The 20,699-nt window shown below is 70.7% G+C and carries 19 protein-coding genes and 1 tRNA gene; 10 read left to right on the top strand and 10 right to left on the bottom strand.

Features of this window, described 5'->3' with window-relative positions; translation table 11 throughout:
- Positions 1 to 75 precede the first annotated feature (75 nt).
- The 3 genes from KLI87_RS23585 to KLI87_RS23575 all read left to right on the top strand — a co-directional run bounded on the left by KLI87_RS23585 (position 76) and on the right by KLI87_RS23575 (position 3,240).
- Positions 76 to 1,839 carry a bifunctional (p)ppGpp synthetase/guanosine-3',5'-bis(diphosphate) 3'-pyrophosphohydrolase gene (locus tag KLI87_RS23585; RefSeq protein WP_214618727.1) on the top strand — a complete coding sequence of 588 codons (1,764 nt, stop codon included), beginning with the start codon at positions 76 to 78 and terminating at the stop codon, positions 1,837 to 1,839.
- A 25-nt stretch (positions 1,840 to 1,864) separates the two neighbouring features.
- The gene (locus tag KLI87_RS23580) at positions 1,865 to 2,317 is read left to right on the top strand and encodes a universal stress protein (protein WP_214618726.1); all 453 of its coding nucleotides are present in this window, start codon (positions 1,865 to 1,867) and stop codon (positions 2,315 to 2,317) included.
- An 86-nt stretch (positions 2,318 to 2,403) separates the two neighbouring features.
- Complete coding sequence (locus tag KLI87_RS23575) at positions 2,404 to 3,240, top strand: hypothetical protein (protein WP_156214986.1); 837 nt, start codon at positions 2,404 to 2,406, stop codon at positions 3,238 to 3,240.
- Positions 3,241 to 3,288: 48 nt separating this feature from the next.
- On the opposite strand, the gene KLI87_RS23570 is transcribed toward KLI87_RS23575, so the two are convergent.
- Together KLI87_RS23570 and glnII are read right to left on the bottom strand one after the other, a co-directional pair.
- Positions 3,289 to 3,936, bottom strand: coding sequence for a hypothetical protein (locus tag KLI87_RS23570; RefSeq protein ID WP_214618725.1), 648 nt, complete (start codon positions 3,934 to 3,936; stop codon positions 3,289 to 3,291).
- Positions 3,937 to 4,098: 162 nt separating this feature from the next.
- Positions 4,099 to 5,112 carry a glutamine synthetase GlnII gene (glnII, locus tag KLI87_RS23565; protein WP_156214984.1) on the bottom strand — a complete coding sequence of 338 codons (1,014 nt, stop codon included), beginning with the start codon at positions 5,110 to 5,112 and terminating at the stop codon, positions 4,099 to 4,101.
- 468 nt (positions 5,113 to 5,580) lie between these two features.
- On the opposite strand from glnII, the gene KLI87_RS23560 reads away from it, so the two are divergent.
- The 5 genes from KLI87_RS23560 to KLI87_RS23540 all read left to right on the top strand — a co-directional run bounded on the left by KLI87_RS23560 (position 5,581) and on the right by KLI87_RS23540 (position 10,376).
- Positions 5,581 to 6,237: a Crp/Fnr family transcriptional regulator gene (locus tag KLI87_RS23560; protein WP_242886675.1), complete on the top strand. Its 657-nt coding sequence runs from the start codon at positions 5,581 to 5,583 to the stop codon at positions 6,235 to 6,237.
- A gap of 205 nt (positions 6,238 to 6,442) precedes the next feature.
- Positions 6,443 to 7,726, top strand: coding sequence for a hypothetical protein (locus KLI87_RS23555; protein WP_214618724.1), 1,284 nt, complete (start codon positions 6,443 to 6,445; stop codon positions 7,724 to 7,726).
- A complete protein-coding gene (locus KLI87_RS23550; protein WP_173390657.1) occupies positions 7,723 to 8,655 on the top strand; it encodes a hypothetical protein in 933 nt (310 codons plus the stop codon). Before KLI87_RS23555 ends, KLI87_RS23550 begins: the two co-directional genes overlap by 4 nt.
- A gap of 6 nt (positions 8,656 to 8,661) precedes the next feature.
- On the top strand, positions 8,662 to 9,159 hold the full coding sequence (locus KLI87_RS23545; RefSeq protein WP_173390656.1) for a hypothetical protein: 498 nt from the start codon (positions 8,662 to 8,664) through the stop codon (positions 9,157 to 9,159).
- 170 nt (positions 9,160 to 9,329) lie between these two features.
- On the top strand, positions 9,330 to 10,376 hold the full coding sequence (locus tag KLI87_RS23540) for a right-handed parallel beta-helix repeat-containing protein (RefSeq protein WP_214618723.1): 1,047 nt from the start codon (positions 9,330 to 9,332) through the stop codon (positions 10,374 to 10,376).
- Positions 10,377 to 10,379: 3 nt separating this feature from the next.
- On the opposite strand, the gene KLI87_RS23535 is transcribed toward KLI87_RS23540, so the two are convergent.
- On the bottom strand, positions 10,380 to 11,321 hold the full coding sequence (locus tag KLI87_RS23535; protein ID WP_214618722.1) for a helix-turn-helix domain-containing protein: 942 nt from the start codon (positions 11,319 to 11,321) through the stop codon (positions 10,380 to 10,382).
- A gap of 75 nt (positions 11,322 to 11,396) precedes the next feature.
- Here KLI87_RS23535 and KLI87_RS23530 point away from each other — a divergent pair, with 75 nt between their 5' ends.
- Positions 11,397 to 12,764, top strand: coding sequence for an alpha/beta hydrolase-fold protein (locus KLI87_RS23530; protein WP_214618721.1), 1,368 nt, complete (start codon positions 11,397 to 11,399; stop codon positions 12,762 to 12,764).
- Between the two features lie 55 nt (positions 12,765 to 12,819).
- Here the strand turns inward: KLI87_RS23530 and KLI87_RS23525 are convergent, their stop codons facing one another.
- Entirely contained in the window at positions 12,820 to 13,395 is a 576-nt protein-coding gene (locus tag KLI87_RS23525; protein WP_214619086.1) for a bifunctional 2-polyprenyl-6-hydroxyphenol methylase/3-demethylubiquinol 3-O-methyltransferase UbiG, read from the bottom strand.
- 1,673 nt (positions 13,396 to 15,068) lie between these two features.
- On the opposite strand from KLI87_RS23525, the gene KLI87_RS23520 reads away from it, so the two are divergent.
- Positions 15,069 to 15,818 carry a hypothetical protein gene (locus KLI87_RS23520; RefSeq protein WP_214618720.1) on the top strand — a complete coding sequence of 250 codons (750 nt, stop codon included), beginning with the start codon at positions 15,069 to 15,071 and terminating at the stop codon, positions 15,816 to 15,818.
- Between the two features lie 17 nt (positions 15,819 to 15,835).
- On the opposite strand, the gene KLI87_RS23515 is transcribed toward KLI87_RS23520, so the two are convergent.
- The 6 genes from KLI87_RS23515 to KLI87_RS23490 form a co-directional block, all read right to left on the bottom strand.
- Complete coding sequence (locus KLI87_RS23515; RefSeq protein WP_214618719.1) at positions 15,836 to 16,645, bottom strand: inositol monophosphatase family protein; 810 nt, start codon at positions 16,643 to 16,645, stop codon at positions 15,836 to 15,838.
- A 266-nt stretch (positions 16,646 to 16,911) separates the two neighbouring features.
- Positions 16,912 to 17,295, bottom strand: a complete 384-nt coding sequence (locus tag KLI87_RS23510) for a hypothetical protein (protein WP_214618718.1) — start codon at positions 17,293 to 17,295, stop codon at positions 16,912 to 16,914.
- 129 nt (positions 17,296 to 17,424) lie between these two features.
- Positions 17,425 to 17,496, bottom strand: a tRNA-Val gene (locus KLI87_RS23505).
- An 88-nt stretch (positions 17,497 to 17,584) separates the two neighbouring features.
- Entirely contained in the window at positions 17,585 to 19,039 is a 1,455-nt protein-coding gene (locus KLI87_RS23500) for an aldehyde dehydrogenase (protein ID WP_214618717.1), read from the bottom strand.
- A gap of 84 nt (positions 19,040 to 19,123) precedes the next feature.
- On the bottom strand, positions 19,124 to 20,080 hold the full coding sequence (locus KLI87_RS23495; protein WP_156214976.1) for a helix-turn-helix domain-containing protein: 957 nt from the start codon (positions 20,078 to 20,080) through the stop codon (positions 19,124 to 19,126).
- Positions 20,081 to 20,158: 78 nt separating this feature from the next.
- Complete coding sequence (locus tag KLI87_RS23490) at positions 20,159 to 20,551, bottom strand: nuclear transport factor 2 family protein (protein ID WP_156214975.1); 393 nt, start codon at positions 20,549 to 20,551, stop codon at positions 20,159 to 20,161.
- Between the last annotated feature and the right edge of the window lie 148 nt (positions 20,552 to 20,699).

Genomic DNA, 20,699 nt, shown 5'->3' with positions numbered 1-20,699 from the left:
GGTCCGTCACGCATAATGTCGGTTACACCCCGGAGCATTCGCGCACCGGGGCCCAGGCGGCTCAGGCGGGTGCGTATGGCGACCCTCGATCCGGCGAACGGCACACCGGGGATCACGACGGCGACCCCGGGGAGGTTCCGGCTGCCGCTGCGCCGCCGGGCGGCCGCCGGGGACGGGCCCGTCCGCGCGGCGCTCGCCCCGCTGCTGTCGGCGCACCAGGCCGCCCACCCCGGCGCCGACCAGGCCGAGCTGCTGCGCGGGTACGCGGTCGCCGAACGGCTCCACCGGGGGCAGCTCCGCCGGTCCGGCGCCCCCTACATCACCCACCCGCTCGCGGTCGCGATGATCCTGGCCGGGATGGGCATGGACACCACCACGCTCGTCGCCGCGCTGCTGCACGACACCGTCGAGGACACCCCCTACACGATCGGGGAGGTCCGCGCCGGGTTCGGCGAGGAGATCGCCGTGCTGGTCGACGGGGTGACCAAGCTCGACGGCGAGCGCTGGGGCGAGCGCGCCGAGGCCGAGACGTTCCGCAAGATCGTGCTGTCGGCCGCCGACGACCTGCGGGTCCTGGTGATCAAGCTCGCGGACCGGCTGCACAACCTGCGGACGCTGCGCTACCAGCCCGAGCACAAGCGCGCCCGGTACGCCAAGGCGTCGCACGAACTGCTGGTCCCGTTCGCGGAGCGGCTCGGCATCCACGTCCTCAAGCGCGAGATGGACGACCTCGCCTTCGCCGCCCGCTCCCCGGACGCGCACGCCGCCACCGGCCGCGCCGTCCGCGCCGCGCTCCGCGACGCCGGAGAGGCGTTCGGCCCCGCCATGCGGCGGGTCCGCCGCTCGCTGGCCGAGCACGGCCTGCGGGCGGCGATGCGGGTCAGGCCGTCGCACCTGTACGCGGTCCACCAGTCGTTCCGCGGGCGGCTCGCCGGGCTGCGGCCCTGCGAGGCCGCCCGGCTGCTCCTCGTCGTGGACGGCTCCGAACGCGACTGCTACGTCGCGCTCGGCGCGGTCCACGCCGCGCTGCACCCGGTCGCCGGGCAGGTCCGCGACTACATCGCCGCGCCCAAGGACAACATGTACCGGTCGCTGCACACCCGGGTGATCAGCCCCGACGGCGACCCGTTCGAGGTGATCGTCCGCAACCGCGCCATGCACCCGGTCGCCGAGTACGGCATCGTCGCCCACGTCCGCGACGCGGCGGACGGCGCGTCCGGCGGCACCGCCACCGCCGTCGCGGGCCGCCGCGACCTGGTCTGGCTCAGCCGCCTGCTCGCCTGGCAGTCGGGCGCCACCTCCGCCGCGTTCCTGGACGGCCTGCGCGCCGACCTCGCCGCCGACCTCGCCGCCGGGAACGTCGCCGCGCTCACCGCGCGCGGCGAGGCCGTGCCGCTGCCCGCCGGGGCGACCGCGCTCGACTTCGCCTACGCCCAGGGCCCCGCCGTCGGCGACCGCTGCATCGGCGCCGTCGTCAACGGGCGGCTCGCCCCGCTGTCGGTGCAGATCCGCAGCGGCAACGTCGTCGAGATCCTCACCGACCCGTCCGGCGCCCCGTCCGAGGACTGGCTCGACCTCGCCGCCACCGTGGCGGCCCGGGTCCACATCCGGCTCGGCCTGGCCAGGCGGCGGGCCGAGGAGGCCGCCGAGGCGGGGCGGCGGCGCCTCGTCCAGGCCCTGGCCGGTCGGCACGTCGACCTGCTCGCCGCCGAGGCGCGCGGGGAGTCCCTCGCCGTCGCCCGCGCCCTCGGCTACCCCGAGACCGACGCCATGTACGGCGCGCTCGCCACCGGCGCCCTGTGCCTGGACGACCTGCTCGCCCGCTTCGCCCGCCCCTGATCACCGCCCCACTACGCTGGGCAGCATGAGCGACGAGAGCCCGTTCGAGTACGGCGTCGACGGCCCCAAGGTGATCGTCGTCGGGGTGGACGGCTCGGACACCTCGCTGCGCGCGGGCGCCTACGCCTGGGGCCTCGCCCGGCGCGGCGGCGGCCGGCTGGTGATCGTCCAGGTGTCCGGGACCGCCGCGCTGACGACGCTCACCCCCGGCGGCGCCGCCGTACTGCGCGAGGCCGCCGACGAGACCACCGCCTACCTGCGCGGCGAGCTGGAGCGGGCCGCCGCGAGCACCCCCGTCCCCTACGAGCTGGTCACCGAGCTGGGCGACCCCTACACCGTGCTCGCCCGCGTCGCCGACGAGACCCGCGCCGACGCCGTCGTGGTCGGCGCGTCCACGCAGGCCGGGCACCGGCTGATCGGCTCGGTCGCCGTCCGCCTCGTCCGGACGGGCCGCTGGCCGGTCACCGTCGTGCCCTGACCCGCCGCCCGGTTGACCGGGCCGCGCGATGGAAAGGTAACCGACCAGGGGAAACCGGCTCGGGGATGAGAGCGCGGAGGGTCGCGATGCCAGATCCATGCCTGACGGAACTCCGGTGGGCGGGGTCGTGCCTGCGGGTCGCCGGCCGCGTCAAGCGGGCCGCCGCGCCCGCCGGGGTCCCCGAGGTCGAACTCCTGCTGCGCGAGCGCGACGGCGGCTGCCTCCTGCGGGTGCCCGCGTCCGTCAGCGCGGCGGACGACGCGATCGGCTTCGAGGCGATGGTGGACGTCGCGTCCATCGAGGGCGGGTATCCGCTGCCCGGCGGGCTGTGGGACGTGCACGTCGCGATGGGAGGGCCGGCGGACTGCGTCGTCCTGCCCCTCGGCCGCGACCGCGCCGCGGCCGTCGACGCCTCACCGCAGCGCCGGTTCCTGCCCGGCTCCAGCACGGTCACGGCCTACTTCGGCTTCCAGGGCGGGCTCGCGATCGACGTCGGCGGCCGCCCGCACGCCGCCGGGTCCGCCCCCGCCGACCTGCTGGCCTGGGACGAGCGCGACGAGGAGGTCTCGGTGACCGGCCACCTCGACCTCCAGCGGATCACGATGCCGATCTCCGGCACGCTGAACCTGCTGGAGCGCCGCACCCGCCGCTCCTACCAGGTGTTCGCGACGCTGGAGGAGCTGGCGGGCCGCCTCGGCTACACCGCCAGGGTCCCGGTGACGCGCGCGTTCATCGACGACCCGCTGCCGCGCGGCACCTGGGACGTCACGCTCCGCCTCGGCTTCTCGGGCCTGCGCCGCGAGCTGCGGGTGCTGGCGCCCGGCGTGCCCGTCGACGTCCAGGTGTGGCGGCGGCTCCGCCACGTCCGCGTGGTCTCCAGCACCGCCCCGGACCCCCTGACGATCACCGTGGGCCGCGGCTGACCGCGGCCCCGGGCGGGCGCCCCGGGCGGGCGCCCCGGGCGGGCGCGGTCAGAACTCTCCGTGCCTGTACCTGCGGCGCCGCGCCCGCGTCAGGCGCGGCCCGTCGCCCATCGAGGCGGCCACCACCGCCGCCAGCAGCGCGACCACCGCGGCCCCGCCCGCCAGGTTGAGCCCGGCAGTGACGAGCGCCGCGTCCGGCGGCGCCTGCGGGAGCAGCGGCAGCGCCGCGACGACGAGGACGCCCGCCCCGCCGATCCAGCCGAACGCCCGGACCGGGCGCGCCGCCGTCGCCAGCAGCAGGTGCATCAGCGCGGTCGCCTGGATCGTCCCCGCCATCGCGCACAGCGCGTAGCTGGTGGCCGCGGCGGCCGTGCCGGTGTGCGGCCCGGCGAAGACCGGGATCCCCACCTCCAGCAGGCCGCGCACCCCCAGCACGACGACGAAGGCGAGGCCCGCCGCGAGCATCGAGCAGGCCAGCCCCGTCCACCACAGCGGACGCAGCGCCGGGTCGGACCCGGCGGAGATCTCCTCGTGCAGGGCGACGAAGTCCTGGTAGCGCTTGGCCGGCGCCTCCACCGGGCGTCTCCGCGCCGTGGAGGGACACCGGAACGACCGCTCGACGGGCCGTGGCGCAGGGCGGCCGGCGTGCCTGCCGGGCAGGCCGCCGGAGTACCGCCCGAATGGCGAATCGGGCATGTCCCCTCCTCCGGTGCGAACGAGTAGGTGCTACCCGGCACCGATCGGTGGAACTCCCCCAACCCGAACAATTTGCATCCCCTTGGCCACGTCCGGAAAAGGGAGAATCCCGAGGGCACGGCCCCCGGGACTCTCCGCGACCCGCCTCCCGGCGGGGACGGCTCAGACCTGCCCGGCGCGCTCCAGCGCCGCGCAGCAGGTGCCCGTGATCAGGCGGGCCACCACGTAGGGGTCGACGTTGGCGTTCGGACGGCGGTCCTCGATGTAGCCCTTCTTCTCCGCCTCGACCTGCCACGGGATGCGGACGGACGCGCCCCGGTCCGACACGCCGTAGCTGAACTCGCTCCACGCCGCGGTCTCGTGCATGCCGGTCAGCCGCCGCTCGATGTCGGCGCCGTACCCGGACAGGTGCTCCTGCGCCCTCTCCGCGAGCGCCTCGCACGCGGTGATGATGGCGTCGTAGCCCTCGCGCATGGCCTTGGTGGAGAAGTTGGTGTGCGCGCCCGCGCCGTTCCAGTCGCCCTCGACCGGCTTGGGGTCGAGGGTGGCCGCGACGTCGTGGTCCTCGGCGATGCGGTAGAGCAGCCACCGGGCGATCCACATGTGGTCGCCGACCTCCAGCGGCCCGGCCGGGCCGATCTGGAACTCCCACTGGCCGGGCATGACCTCGGCGTTGATCCCGGAGATCTTCAGGCCCGCGTCGATGCACGCGTCCAGGTGGGCCTCGACGATGTCCCGCCCGAAGACCTCGTCGGAGCCGACGCCGCAGTAGTAGAAGCCCTGCGGGGCCGGGTAGCCGCGCTCGGGGAAGCCCAGCGGGCGCCCGTCCTTGTAGAACGTGTACTCCTGCTCGATGCCGTACCAGGAGTCCTGCGCCGCGTACTGCTCGGCGACCGGGCGCAGCAGGGCCCGCGTGTTGGTGGGGTGGGGCGTCCCGTCCACGAGGTAGACCTCGCAGAGGACGAGCTTGTTGTCACCGCCCCGGATCGGGTCGGGACAGGAGAAGACCGGCTTGAGGACGCAGTCGGAGTTGTCGCCGGGCGCCTGGTTGGTGCTGGACCCGTCGAACCCCCAGTCGGGCAGGTCGGCGCCGTCGGCCAGGATCCGCGTCTTGGAGCGCAGCCGTGCGGTGGGCTCGGTGCCGTCGATCCAGATGTACTCGGCCTTGTAGCTCAACGTGGTCCCTCCGAGGGCCTTGTGGGTTCCGAGCGCCGTGGTCCCGGGCTCCGGACGCGCCGGCGCCGCGGGTTCCGGCGTCTCCGACGGTGCCAACGGGCCGTTTCGGACCTGTTGCCCAAATGTGAACGCCATGTAAAACGACCCCTGAGCAGGGCGAACGGGATGAGATGCTGCTCACACCCGCGAGGCGCCCCGCCGCGCCCGCCGACGGACCGCGCCGGCATGCGGCCGGGACCGGCCACCCCCCCACCCGCCGCCGGCCGCCGGCACGGCCCGCGGCGCCCTTTCCCTTTCATGATCCAAAGCCGCGCCGCACCGTTTTCGCACCGTTCCATACGCGCCGCATTCCGCTTTCTCCTGGAAATAGGTGACCCGCCAGAACCGATGTGGGTATCGTGAGTTGCACCACCGGGTGTGCTCCGAGATCGATATCGGTCGATGACCCAGGACTGGCGCTGATGCGATGTGACCGGTTTCAACTCCATCCTTCCGGAGGGCGGATGGGCCCGGCTGGCGGGAGCGGGGGCCGCCCGCACTTTCCTGCCCGGCGAACTCATGCTCCACCAGGGGCGCAGGGACGATCACCTGCTCGTCCTGCTGCACGGCCGCGTCAAGGTGACCTGGCTCGGCGCGGACGGAAATGAGATTGTGCTCGCCGTCCGCGGCGCCGGCGACGTGCTCGGCGAAATCGCCCCGCTGAGCGGCACCGGGCATTCCGCGAACGTCACCGCGATCGACCGGTGCGCGGTGCGAATTGTCCCGCTCACCGAATTCGACCGGGCGATCAAGGAAATGAACTCCGCGCACGCGCTGATAAACCACGCGGTGAACCGGCTGCGCGAGGGCGAGATCTTTCGCGCCGAACTCCCCACGCTGCCGGCGGAGCAGCGGGTGATCCGGACCCTGCTGCGCCTCGCGGTCTCCCCCACGGCCCGGCACCGCCCGGGGAACCGCGCGGAGGTCCCCCTCGACCAGCGGGAGTTCGGCCGGACGGTCGGGCTGTCGCGCGGCGTGGTCTCCGGCGACCTGGCGAAGCTGAGCGCGCGGGGCCTCATCCAGACCGGCCGCGGCCGCATCCTCATCCACGATCTGGACGCGCTCCGCCGCATGGTGAACACCTGACCGCCCCTCGCGGCGGCCGGCCGCCGCCGGACGAGGACCGGCCGGCCCGCGCGAGGGCGGACCGCCCCTGAAATTCAAGGCCGCTACGTCCGATAGATGACACACCGCAGGCGCGCCCTCCCGGAAGCTGGGCATGTTGGGCCGGGGTCCCCGGTCCCACCGCCTGCTGGTTCGACCGATCCAGCACGTTCGCGAGGACCATTCCATGCACGATGAGGAGATACTCGCCGAGCACTTCGTGTTCGGCGTCGACATCGAGAACTACAGCGGGCGCAGCACCCGGCACCAGGGGCTCCTCCAGGAGCGGCTGCGTTCGATCATCGAGGCCGCCGCGGACGAGGCCGGGCTCGACCCGGCCTCGTGGAAGGTGCAGGGGGAGGGCGACGGCCAGTACGTCGCGCTGCCCGCCGGCGCCGACCTCACCCGGGTCGTCGGGACGTTCGTCCGGGCGATCGACGACCGGCTGCGGCTCCATAACGAGGACCACAGCGCGAGCCTGGAGCTGCGGGTCCGGATCGCGATGCACTGCGACGTGTTCGTGCCCGCCGCCTTCGGCACCGCGGGGCCCGCCTTCGTCGAGGTGGCCCGGCTCCTGGCGGCGGGCCCGGCGCGCCAGGCCCTCAAGCGCGACCGCGACGCGGCGCTGGTCCTGCTGGTCTCGCGGGAGGTGTTCCGCAAGGTCGTCCGCTCCGACCTCGCCGCCCTGCGCGAGCGGGACTTCACCGAGATCCAGGTCAGCCATCCCGAGAAGGGATACGACAGGACGGCCCACATGCACCTGCCCCACTCCCGCCGCGCGGGCGACGCGCCGCCCCCCGAGGCCCCGCCGCGGCCCCCACCGCCGCAGACCCCACCACCACAGACCCCCGCACCGCAGGTCCCCGCCCCGCAGGCACCCGCACCACAGGCACCCGCACCACAGGGCCCGCCGCCGGGGATCTCCTTCTCCGGCGACGGCAACCGGGGCATCGTCCTCGGCAACACCGCCGGCCGCGACATGAACATCAAGATCGAGGAGGCGCCCAAGGCCGATCCGCGCGCCGAGGGCATGAGGGCGTTCCGGCACCACGACTACGACGAGGCGGCCGAGCAGCTCCGCCGCGCCGCCGCGCAGGCCACGACCCCGCAGGACGCGGCGGGCCTGCGGTTCCGCCTGGCGCTCGCGCTCCTGCACGGGCAGCGGCCCCGCCTGCACCGGCGCCCGACCATCCAGCGGGCCGAGCGCGAGCTCGGCAAGGTGCTCGCCCTCGACCCCGAGCACGCCGGGGCCCTGCTGCTCTGGGCGATCGTCAAGCAGGACTACTACGAGATGAACGGCTTCGACTACACCGGCCCGCCGCCCGAGCGGATGGTGGGCGCCCTCGTCCAGGCGCCGCTCGACCGGGGGCGGTCCGAGCTGGCGGCGGAGATCGTCGAGCACGTCCCGGCCTGGGACAACCCGATCTGGTCGACGGTCCGCATGCGGATCCGGCCGGCGGAGGACGGATGAACCCCACCGGCGAGACCGCGGCGGCGACGCCGGCGCCCGCCGCGGCGCGTCCGTCCCTGGCGGTCCGCGCCTACTTCGTGGCCCCGCCGAGCGCGCGCGACCTCACGCTCGGACGGTTGTTCCTGTTACTGGGGCTCGCCGCGATCGTCGGGAGCTTCGTGCTGTACATCCTGTCGGTCGGCCTGTCGGCCTCGTCGCCGAGCACGGGCAGCATCCTCCTGCTGGTGTTCGCGATCTTCCTGGTCATCCTCGGGAACCTGGCCGGATGGCCGCTGCTCGTCTTCGCCGTCATCCGCTTCCACCGGTACCAGCGCCAGCGGGGCGCCCGGAGCGGCGCCGCGTCCGACCAGCAGATGGACTACTGGTTCAACCAGGACATGAACGCGATCGAGCAGCGGGCGTGGCAGGAGATGGGCATCCCGCGGGAGCTGGTCACCCGGCGCCCCCTCACCGTCGTGGGTCCCGCGCTGCCGACCGACTACGCGATGGGCCTGGACGGCAAGCCCCGCTACGCCAGCTACGAGGTGGCCGTGGTCCTGCTCACCGAACTCCAGGTGTGCGCCTACAGCTGCGTCCTGAACATGGTGACGGGGCTCCGCGAGCTGGAGACGACCCACGAGTTCATGCTCACCGACGTCACCTCGATCGGCACGATGAACGACCGGCTGGCCGCGCACGGCGGCGCGGCCAGCCCGGGCAACCTGATCAGGATGGCGGGCCCCATCGCCATGAGCTACCTGACTCCGGCCGATGTCAGCGTCCGGCAGGAGTTCCGGATCACGCTGACCAGCGGCGACGCCCTCGCCGTCAACGTCGGCTGCCATGTGAACGGGACGACGCTGAGCGACGAGCGCCTCCGCCACTACGTGCGCGGCACGGTACAGGCCCTGCGCGCGACGCTCCGCGAGATCAAGCGACCGAGGGACTGAGCAGGCATGAACCCGAACCCCGACCCCGCCCGCGACCAGAACGACGCGGTCGTCGCGGTGACCGTGATGGCCACCTTCCAGGGCTACGTCCAGCACGCCGAGGCGAAGATCTCCACGCTGCTCGTCGCGCACACCGGCGCGATCGTCGCGGTCATGGCGGCGCTGCCGACCCTGCCCGCGCCCGACGGGCCGTCCGGCCTCATGATGTCGGCGCTCTACCTCACGTTCGCGACCGCCTTCCTCCTGTCGGGCCACCACCTGATCCAGGCGCTGCGCCCCCGGCCGCGCACCCCCGTCCCGCCCAGCGCGTTCGGCGTGTTCGGCGTCTCGCCCCAGTTCCCGCCGGACGGCCCCGCCCAGCGGGACGCGGCGTGGCAGATGGTGCGGCTGTTCGCGTTCCTCGCCGAGACCAAGAACCGCCACGTGGCCAAGGCCATACCGGGCACCGCGGTGATGCTCGCCTCGTGCCTGGCGTGCATAGCGGCGGGGCAGATCCTGCACTGAACGGCGGATTCGGGGGGCGCGGAACCGGCCCTTTCGGATCGACCGCCCGTATTTTTACCGTCCGCACATCACGGGCAGAACATTCCCGGTTCAGGATGATCACCGAGGAATACATGACCGCGCCGGGCACAGGCGCCCGCGCGGGCGGTAGAAAAACGGGGGAAAACAGAATGAGGCGGATTATTACGGCCGCGCTCGGAACAACGGTCGCCGTCACCGGAATCGCCGGGATCGCGCCGGCGGCGCAGGCGGCGGGGGGACGCGTGATCGTCGTCCCGCCCGGACACTCGATCCAGAGGGCCGTCGACCACGCCCGGCCCGGAGACGTCATCAAGCTCAGGGCCGGGCTCTACGACGGGGGCGTCCTCGTCCGCAAGCGCATCACCATCCACGGCGAGGGCAACAAGACGATCCTGCACCCGGGCCACCGGGACCACTGCGCCAGGGTCAAGCACCCCGGCCAGGGGATCTGCGTCGTCGGCCGGGCGAAGCACCCGGTCCACGGCGTGACGATCCGCAACCTGGTCGTCCGGGACTTCGCCGACACCGGCGTCTACGGCATCCACACCGACCGCCTTTCGGTGCAGTCCGTCCTCGCCCGCAACAACGGCGAATACGGGATCGCGGAGTTCGCCTCCACGCGCGGCCACTTCCGCTGGAACTGGACCGTCGACAACGCCGACGACGCCGGGCTCTACGTCGGCGACACCGCCAACGCGCGCGGCACCGTCGTCGCCGACAACCATTCGATCGGCAACGCGATCGGCGTCCTCGTCCGGCACGCCCGCCACGTCATGGTCCATGACAACGAAATCGTCCACAACTGCGTCGGCGTCGCCCTCGTCGACGACAGCCAGCGGACCGGGCAGGGCAACACCACCGTCTGGAAGAACCGCGTCTCGAAGAACAACCGGGTCTGCCCGGCGCACGGGGAGGTGCCCCCGCTCGGCGGGACGGGAATCCTGTTCTTCGGCGGCGACCACAACATCGTCGAGCGCAACACCGTGACCGGGAACCGAGGGCGGCTCCCCTACTCCGGCGGCATCGTGCTGTTCCGCGGCACCCCGCCGCGCAACCGCCCCGCCCGCCACAACCTGATCAAGTCCAACCTCGTCCTCGGGAACGCGCCCTTCGACCTGGTCGACAAGAGCGGGAGCAGGACCAACCACTTCCGCGCCAACAAGTGCCGCACGTCCGACCCGCGCGGCCTCTGCTGACCGTCAGGGCCCCGTTCCCGCATCCCGGGAGCGGGGCCCGGCTCCGCCCCGCAGGAACCGCTCCCCGAGCGGCGTCAGCGCGTGGTGCACCGTCCTCCCCCTGCGCTCGCTGGTCAGCAGGCCCGCGCCGCGCAGGGCCGTGGCGTGCTGGGACGCGGACGCCGCGCTGACCCCGAGCCGGGTCGCGAGCGCCCCGGTCGTGAGCTCCCCGTCCGCCCCGACGATCCGGATCACGGCCGCGCGCGTCCGGCCGAACACCGCGGACGGGTCGCCCTCGGCTCCGCCCGGCGGCCGGGACGCGGGCACCACCACCGCCGCGGGCCGGTCTCCGGCGACCTGGACGCGCGGCCCCGTGACGAACGGCGAGAACAGGAACCGGAGCCCCCGCCCCTGGAGCCGGACGTCGCCGTCACGCAGCGTCTCGATCTCCAGCACGGGAGGCGTCCAGCGGATGGCCGGATGCAGGCGGCCGAGCGCGGCACCGATCCCCACGTCCGCCATCGTCCGGGCGAGACCGGACGCCTCGGCGCGCAGATGCGGGGTCAGCACGGACCACCGGTCCGCCAGCGCGGCCCGGTGGAAGTCGCGGAGCCCGCGGACCAGCGTCCGCATCGCCTCCCCGTCGCCCGCGGCGAGGCGGGTCACCCACGAGGCCGGCGGGCGCGGCCCGTACGACCGCTCCAGCTCCGCACGGATCCGCCGGACCGGCGTCGAGGCGACGGCGTCGAGTTCCGCCTCCAACCCCGGCACGTCCGTGTAGGGCGTGAGGAAGTCGGGGAGCAGCCGTCCGGGCGGCACCAGATCGAGCAGCATCCGCGACGGGCCGCGGGGCCGCGCGCTCGTCCGCAGGGCCTGGGCGCTGAAGACGGTCTGGGTGATCGGCGAGAGCCCGGGCAGGACGCGGATGCGGGTCAGATCCTCGTAGTCGAGCCAGAGCCGCAGCATGGCGGAAAGATACGACATTTCAGCTATTTCCAAAATCATTGCACCCCCGGCAGGGCCTGGTGAAAGGTGCGGCCCATGAACCGATTCCGCCTGCTCCTCCACACCGTCCCCCTGGTCATGGTCGCGACCATGGCCCCGGCGTCGCCCGCCGAGGCCGAGACGACCGTCCGCACCGGCGGCATCGACGGGGTTCCCTACCGGGTCGAGGTCCCGTCCCACTGGAACGGAACGCTGCTGCTGTGGAGCCACGGCGCCTACAGCCTGGAGGCCCCGGCACCCTCGGACATCGAGCTGACGAACCACCCGGCCACCCGGCAGTGGCTGCTCGACCACGGATACGCGCTGGCGGCCTCGAAATTCCGCTCCCCACGCGGCTGGGGCGCGGTCGAATCGGGCCTGAAGGACCAGATCGACCTGCTCGACTGGTTCACCGCGAACATCGGCAAACCCAAGCGGACCATCTCGGCAGGAGCATCCGCGGGCGGACTGACCGCCGTCCTCCTGGCGGAGCGCAACCCGGGCCGCTTCGCCGGCGTCGCCTCCCTCTGCGGGGTGGTCGGCGGCACGACGGGCCACTTCAACAGCGCCCTGGACGCGAACTTCGCGGTCAAAACCCTGCTCGCCCCCAGCCTCGACGTCGTCAACATCAAGGACCCGCAAACGAACACGGCCAACGCCCGCCGAGCACTCGGCGCCGCCCTGGCCTCCCCCACCGGCCGCGCCCGCCTCGCTCTCGCCGCGGCCCTCGCCGACATCCCGGCCCGCTACACCGCACGCGCACCCGCACCGGACACGGTCGCGAGCCAGGTGGAACAGCAGACCTACTACGCCGCCTACGACCGCGGCGCCTTCTGGGGCCTCAACCGCACGGACATCGAGCAGCGAGCGGGCGGAAACCCGTCCTGGAACACGGGCGTGAACTACCGGAAGCTCCTAGCCCGCTCCACCCAAAAAGCCCTGGTAGCACGCGCCTACAGCGACGCGGGCCTAAGCCTTCACAAAGACTTGGCCCGCCTCAACGCCGCCCCCCGAATAAGAGCAAACGCCCAAGCCGTCCGATACCTGAACAGATACGGCACCCCGACCGGCCGGACCACGGCACCGGTCATCACCCTGCACTCGACCGGCGACGGCAGCGTCCCCACCGACAACCAGCGCCGCTACGCCACCAAGATGCATCGCGCGGACCTGAAGCAGCTCTATGTCGACCGCGGCTACCACTGCACCTTCACCGCGTCCGAGGAGATGGTCACCCTCCAAACCCTCCTCACCCGCATGAAGACGAACCACTGGCCCACGACCAACCCGACCCCCCTCAACAAGGCCGCCGCCGAACTCGCCCCCGAGACCCAGACGGTGTTCGACACCGACCCCGAACCGGGCCTGCACCCCACGGCCCCGTCCTTCACCCACCACACCCCAGGCCCCTACCTACGCCCCTGACCCACCGAGAAAAGGCCATGACCCGCAGGGGCGGTCATGGCCTTGAACCGGATGCTCAGGTCCGCAGCCGCAACCTGTACCAATGCGGATTGGTCTTGTTCATGGGCCACCCGAGCCCAGCGGTTTCCGCGGGTTCGGCCGCGAGCAGCTCCCACCCCGGGAACGCCTCCTCGACTTCCGCCTGCGACACCCCACCTATCCGGGAGCGCATCCGGTTGAGGCCGAAGGCGAGGATCAGCAAGGTGGCGTCAGGCTTGGCAAGCGAGGAAACCCCTCGCCCCACCGCTGAACGCTGCTGGCCGTCGAACCCCTGGAAACAGCCGATATCGAGAAAGAAGTCGAACTCCCCCAGCTCGCTCGACAGGTTCGTCACGTCCCCCACGACATAGGTCGCTCCACCGGTCTCACCCGCCTTCGCGGCCTCGATGGCGGCCGGCACGTAATCAACGCCCACGGCCTCCCACCCGCGCCGCGCCAGCTCCGGCGTGAACTGCCCCCGCCCGCACCCGAGATCAAGCGCCCGCCCGAGCGGCCGAGACCGCTCCCCCGCCTCCCGATCGAGCACCGCCGCGATACTCCCCGCCGCCGCCTTCCCGTACCGCTCCCACGGGGTGAACCGCATCCGATACAACCGAGCGTAGTTAGTCACCCGAACACCTTCCCCATGAGCACCCCAGAACCGGCACCAACTACAACTCATAGTACTACGTCCCGTAGTAGATGACCATGCCCCAAGCCCGAACCTCAAGGTGCTCGGGGTGTCGATCAGCCGCACATGCCCAGCCGAGGCACTCAAGCTCCGCGGCGCCCAGCGTCCCTACGAGGGTTCAGCCGGAGGAGAGAGACAAGTCGGAGAGGCTCGCCAGGAGGCGCCACTCCGGACCGCCGGCGCACAGTATCTATCGCCGGGGTGGCCCGCATTGGGAATATCCTTTTACCTCTGACCGAATTTGGCCAATTCCGATGCTGCGGTCAGCCATTGCCCCTCCCCTAGCCGGCGCGCGATGATGAGGACGATACAAATGATCTGACAAGTGCCACCATCCGGCCTGCGGACGATGGAAGGAGATTGCGATCTTCGCCTACGAGTTCGCTACCATCGAGTGGTTGTGGGATCAAGGAGCCATCCAGGTCAACCTACCCGGCGACCAAGAAAATATGTATCGCGGCAACCACAAGGAAGTGGTAGCCCTACTTTGCACTTTCGGCCTTCAGGGCTGGGATGTCGCGGCCTGCTCCAGCACCGGGAACTGGCTTTTCTGGACCCTTCGACGACAGCGTTGAACCACCCTTCGCCCAATCCCGACCAAGTTTCACCGGCCCCTTTCCCGTCCGAGAAGCCGGTGGGAAGCACTCCGAGTGCGCCCTACGTCTGGCGGTCAGGAAGTTCCGCCGCACTCTGAGCCCGGACAGGCTCCGCCGCCTCCAAGACCTTCCAGGACGCCCCGTCCGGCGAGGACGGGTCTTCTGTACCCGCACCGGCAACCCTCTGAGCCGTAGCCGCCCGATTAGTCACTCACAAGATCAAAGGCCATGGTCCGCGCCTGCGGATCATGGCCTTGACGTGGGTGGGCCCGGACGGTTTCGAACCGCCGACTCCTCGCTTGTAAGGAGCAGCGACCACCCGCCCGACGCCCCTGACCAGCACCCGACCACCGTCCGGGGGACGGCCTCGTCCACAGGCGCCCCAACCTAATGGCACGCAAATGGCACGCCCTCATCCCATGATCACCAAGGTTGATCGCGCTTCCAACCTGGCGAGAACCCAGACCTCGCGCCCCTCACTGGCACGCGAATGGCACGGCCCCTCGCCCCCCGCATCGACCGGAGGGCGCCGTGGCGGCTTGGTGCTCACCCCCGGACCGGCATCCCGTCGTCACAGACGCAGCGACCGGTCCGGAGTGCTCATTCGCGCGAACGGCGAGAAGCCGTGACAGGCGGATTCGCGCGAATGAGTACTCCGGCTCGCGGGGTCCAAGGGGCGGCGTAGCCCCCGGTTCGAGCTCGCTCTACCGTCCTGGCTCTGCGACCGTCACGGGCGGCGCTGCGACCCCGAGCTGACGGGTCGGCCGAGCGGCGGCCGGTGCGGCGCCGATCGCGGCCGGGCGCCCACGCCGCACGCTCCGGGCGGCGCCGCCCCTTGATCCAAAACAGCCGAATTCGGCAATGCTCTTGTAAGCGCAACACGCTTCACGCCAACGAAGATCAATTAACGTCAGCCAGATCCGGCCAACAGGTCAGATCGACTCAGACATACCCACCGTAGCGAGTAACCTATCTAACACAACGAGGATTGCTGGATCATTGACCGAGGAAGATGAGATGACCCTTAATTCCGCAGGCGAACCCGGACAGGGGCCATCCCAAGGAAAATCGTCGAGTGACCTAATATCTGCACTCGTTGCCATTATCGCGGATGCTGCCGGAGTTGTGGTTGCTTTTAAATCCGACCACGATCCTATATACATCGCCGCGGGTTTGACTCTCCTACTATGCGGCCTAGGATTATGTTTTCGTTCAGCTCTGCCCAATGACTCCCGCAAGTTGATTGCACCCGTCTTGCTCGTGATGGTCGGGGCCTTTTTACTGGGAGCATTTGCAAACAATGCAATAAAGAAGGATACAGCAGCGTCCAACTCAGCACCTTCGACCAGCCCTCACCCTACCGCATCGTCGCAAAAGAAGGTCACTGATTACGACCTCGCGGTAACCAAGCCAGAGAACGGTGACCTGGTAAGCACTTTTACCGATGTTAGAATTCATAGCCGCGCCCTGGGACCTGGCCTGCACGTTTGGGTGCTGACCAAATTCAAGGCGACCCAAAGACTATACCCACAAGGCGAATGCGACAACTTCGACGGATCGAACTTTGCGTGCAATCACGTTCAATTCAGCGATCCAGGCGACAATAAATCTGTTATGCAGGTTTCGGCCATCATCGTTGATGATCGAGGGAACTCAATTTTGCAGCGATACAAAAGCGGATTCGACAGCAAAGAGAGTCCAATATCGGCTATTCAAACATCCGCGACCATAACAGTGAAACGCAAGTGAGCTATATGAGAATGAAGTTAACTATCCATTTTGGGACTCACGGATAGAATTAAGCTAGACAGGCCACAGGAGAGTGGCGGCGAGAATGCGAGGGTTGCCACAGAGGCCAAAGTGTGATCCATGCCGTCTTGGTCGGTGACCTTGGCTCCCGCTTCGCGGGCAATGATGACGCCGGCGGTTGTGTCCCAGGGTTTGTTGGAGAGCGTAATGCTGGCGTCTAGCTTGCCTTCGGCGACCCAGGCGAGATCTAGGGCCGCCGAGCCGAGCATGCGGACTCGTTGGACGTTGGCGGCTAGGCGCTCGGTGAGGGCCAGGCGTAGGCGGTTCTTGGTCTCGGCTCCTTCGCCCACTGCGTAGTCGCCTATGGCGACGATGGCGTCTTTGAGGTCGGTGGTCATGCTGGCTTGGATGCGGCGGTCTCCGACGTAGGCGCCGGTGTGCTGGGCGGCCTGGTAGCGGGTGCCGAGGAACGGGAGGTCGATCACACCGACGATCGGGCGGCCCTTGTGGATCAGGCCGATGGAGAAGCCACACAGAGGGATGTTGCGGACGAAGTTCGCGGTCCCGTCTACGGGGTCGATGGCCCAGAGAAGATCGCTCTTGGTGTCTCCGGTGACGCCTTCCTCTTCGCCGAGTATGGCGATGTCGGGTGTGCGGTCGCGGAGGTAGGCGCGGACGGCGCGCTCCACGGCGTAGTCGACTTCGGACGCCATGTCGCGGTCGCCCTTGGCGGTGAGCAGGCCGGGGACACGGGTGCGCACTAGGTCACTGGCGATCTCCGCTGCCCTGAGGGCGACGGGGAGCAGCGATGCGGGTGCGTCGGTCATACGGGCCTGCCTCGTTCCCAGAGCGAGCGGAAGATCTCGGCAAAGGTCCCATACAGGCCGGTGCCGGTGGGGTTGCGTTCGGCGAGGAAGGTGGGCGAGTCGACTCCGCGGGCCTGGGGAGGTAGGGCTGCATCACGCATAGGCGGTCGTCGATGAGCGTGATGTTGAACCGGATGGTCTCGTCGTAGACGGCCACGGACGATGCACTTGGGCCTCGGGCGAAAGGCGCTTGCGTAGACGGGTGAGAACCTCGATGTTCAAGCGGGTCAGGGTGGTGAGGTGGTTGTCGGTGCAGCCCTCTTCCCGTTCGCGGGCGGCCTCGCCTTCGGGTCCAGGAACAGGGCTTGTAGCGTCGTGCCATTCTCGATCAGGCGGTAGAGGCGCTGGTCGGGGTACTGCTGGCACAGCGTGTTGAGCGAGAGGTCGGCGGCTCGGATGGTGGTGGCGCTGTCGAGTAGGGCGTGCGGCGGATGGGCGAACGAGAACTCGGCGCGGGTGGCGTACACGGCGGTGACGTCGGCGTAGTCGGCCGTCCCGAACCGGTCGGTGGTGGACTCCAGGTCTGCGCGCTCGTCGCTCGGGGAGTCGGCGGGCGACTCGTCGCCAGGAGGTGCGGCGAACAGCTCCTCCGCCGTCCACTCGGGGAACATCGCCTCCAGGACGCGGCAGTGATCTTCGCTGAGGAGGAGGCGGCGGATCAGGAGCCGTAGTCACCCGGTTGGTCACTCACAAGATCGAAGGCCATGGTCCGCGACTGCGGATCATGGCCTTGACTTGGGTGGGCGCGGACGGTTTCGAACCGCCGACTCCTCGCTTGTAAGGCGAGTGCTCTACCCCTGAGCTACGCGCCCGCGTGCTCGTGACCGGGAAAGCGTACCCGGTTCGCGGGGGGTATCGCGAAACGGGGCGGAGGCGGCGAACCGGGTACGCGGGAGGGGGTCAGGAGTCGCCCAGGTGGACCCAGACCCCCTTGACCTCGGTGTAGGCGTCGATGGCGTAGGGGCCCATCTCGCGGCCCCAGCCGCTGGACTTGTAGCCGCCCCAGGGGGCGGCGGCGTCGGGGATGGGGAGCATGTTGACGAAGATGGCGCCGGCGCGGATGTCGGCGGCGAGGCGGTGGGCGGTGGCGAGGTCGCGGGTCCACAGGGACGCGGCGAGGCCGAACTCGGTGTCGTTGGCGCGGGCGGCCAGTTCCTCGGGGTCGTCGTAGGGCAGGACGGGCAGGACGGGCCCGAAGATCTCCTCGCGGGCGATCGTCATGTCGTCGGTGACGGAGCCGAAGACGGTGGGGCGGTAGAAGTTGCCTTTGGAGAGGGGGCCGTCGGCGCGGGCGCCGCCGGTGACCAGTTCGGCGCCCTGCTTCTCGCCCGTGCGTACGTAGGAGTCGACCTGGTCGAGGTGCTCCTGGGAGACGAGGGGGCCGATCTGGGTCTCGGGGTCGAGGCCGGGGCCGAGGCGGAGGGAGGCGGCGGCCGCCGCCAGCTTCTCGGTGAACTCGTCGGCGCGGCGGCGGTCGACGTAGAGGCGGGTGTAGGCGGCGCAGACCTGGCCGCTGTTCAGCAGGGCGCCCTGGAGGTTGCCGGCGACGGCGAGGTCGATGTCGGCGTCACGGGCGATGACGCTGGGGGCCTTGCCGCCGAGTTCGAGGGTGACGCGCTTGAGGTTTCCGGCGGACGCCTGGACGATCTGGCGGCCGACGGCGCTGGAGCCGGTGAAGGAGACCTTGTCGACGCGGGGGTGCGCGACCAGGGCCTTCCCGGCGGCCGGGCCGCCGGTGAGCAGGTTGACCACGCCCGGGGGGAAGCCCGCCCGCTCGCACAGCTCGACCAGCCGGACGGTGGTCAGCGGGGTCTGCTCGGCCGGCTTGATGATCACGGTGTTGCCGCAGGCCAGCGCGGGGGCGAGCTTCCACGCGGCGATCATCAGGGGGAAGTTCCAGGGGGTGATCAGCGCGCAGACGCCCACAGGTTCGCGGCGGACGTAGTGCAGGGTGTCCGGGAAGGAGACCGGGGAGACCGAGCCCTCGATCTTGGTGCACCAGCCGGCGAAGTAGCGGAAGTGCTCGGCGGCGCCGGTGACGCTCACCGCGTGCGCGACGCCGAGGGGCTGGCCCTGGTCGCGGGTCTCCAGCTCGGCCAGCTCCGCCTCGTGCTCCTCGATCAGGTCGGCGACGCGCCACAGCAGCCGGGCGCGGGCGCTCGGCGCGATGGACGCCCAGGCCGGGTCCGCCAGGGCGGCGCGCGCCGCGTCCACCGCCCGGTCGACGTCGGCGGGGCCCGCCTCGGCGCAGGTCCCGAGCGCGGCGCCGGTCGAGGGGTCGGTGGTGGTGAACTCGGCGCCGTCGGCGGCGGCCGTCCATTCACCGTTGATATGGAGCTGGGTACGCGTGGTCATGGTGGGCCTCCCTTTGGGCCCAGCTTCGGGGGAGGCGGCGTAGGACGTCTTGTCTGTCGGTGTACGGCGGTTGACCGGTACCGCTCATTCAGCGGTGATCGTCACGCGGTACTCGCGGGGGCTGGCGCCGTAGGCGGCCTTGAACAGGCGGCTGAAGTGGGCGGCGTCGACGAAGCCCCAGCGGGCGGCGATGGCGCTGACCGGGCGGTTGAGCTGGAGCGGGTCGCGCAGGTCGCGGCGGCAGTGCTCCAGTCGGCGCTGCTTGATCCACATCGACACCGTCGTGCCCTCCTCGTGGAAGAGCTTGTACAGGTGCCGGGACGAGACGAAGTGCGCGGCGGCGATGCTGTCGGGGCACAGGTCGGGGTCGTCCAGGTGGCGCTCGATGTAGGCGCGGACGCGGATCAGCAGGGCGCGGCGGGCCGCGTCGGGGGTGGGGGCGGTGACGTCCAGGCGCTCGGCGAGCAGGGTGACGAGGAGGTCGACGATGTTGTCGCCGAGCCGGACGCCGCCCTGGTCGTCGAGGTCGTCCAGGTGCCGGGCGAGCTGGACGAGGAACGGCGACAGCAGCGCCCCGACGCCCTGGCGGCCGGAGATCCGGGTGGCGGTGATCCCGGCGATCGCCTCCTCGGGCAGGTGCAGGAGGCGGCGCGGGACCATCAGCACGAGCTGCCGGTAGGAGTCGTCGAAGGCCAGCGTGTAGGGCCGGGTGGTGTCGTAGATCGTGAAGTCGCCGGGGACGAGCGCGGCCTCGCGGCCGTCCTGGGTGAGCAGGCAGTAGCCGCTGAGCTGGACGCCCAGCTTGTAGTGGCCCGGGTCGGAGCGGGCGATCAGCGACCCCGTGCGGCGGACGACATGGGGCGTCGCGGCGACCTCGGCCACCTTCAGCGCGCCCAGCTCGCAGCCGCGCATCCGGCCCTCGAACCGGTCGGGACGGGACGTTTCAGTGCGCAGCGGGACGAACATGTCCGAGACGGAGCTGCGCCAGAACTCGAACCGTTCGCGCGCGGGCCTGTCCGCGGTGGCGATGAGCGTCGACATGCGTGTTTCCCCAGGTGAGATGCCCGGCCTCCCGGTCACATAGTGCCCTGCGGAGGCCGGTCGCACCAGGGGGGCGTTTCACTCCATGGACGCGCGGACGAGCAGCGTGTCGGTGAACTGCTCAAATCGGACGACCTTCCCGTCCCGAACACGCCAGACATGGACGAACCGGACACGCATCGACTTGCCGGTCGCGGCGAAGGTCCCGGCGTAGTGGCCGAGCGCCACGACCCGCCCCTCGTCGCCGTCGATGATCTCCTCGGCGGTGGCGGTGAAGTCCTTCCACTCGCCGCCGAGGCGGCCGAAGACGCCCTCGCGGATCGCGGGGACGCCGACATAGGTGCCCGCGTAGGGGAACCCGGCCATCTCCGTCCACTCGACGTCGTCGGCGAACGCCTCGACCATGCCGTCCAGGTCGCCCCGGTCGGAGGCCGCGTAGTGGGCCTTGATGATGTCGGACGCCTCGCTCATGGTCTCCCTCTCGTGTCGGTGGTCTGCTCCCGGTCGAGCACATCAAAGGACGCACGCGCTTCCTTGGCTGTGTCGGAACAGTGCTTGTCTGTGGCGGCACGACCGGCGCCGGACCCGTCGTACCCGGATGGACCCGTGCCTACGCTGA

Source organism: Actinomadura sp. NEAU-AAG7, assembly GCF_018603865.1.
GTDB lineage: Bacteria > Actinomycetota > Actinomycetes > Streptosporangiales > Streptosporangiaceae > Spirillospora > Spirillospora litoris.
This window is presented reverse-complemented; position numbering and strand designations above follow the sequence as displayed.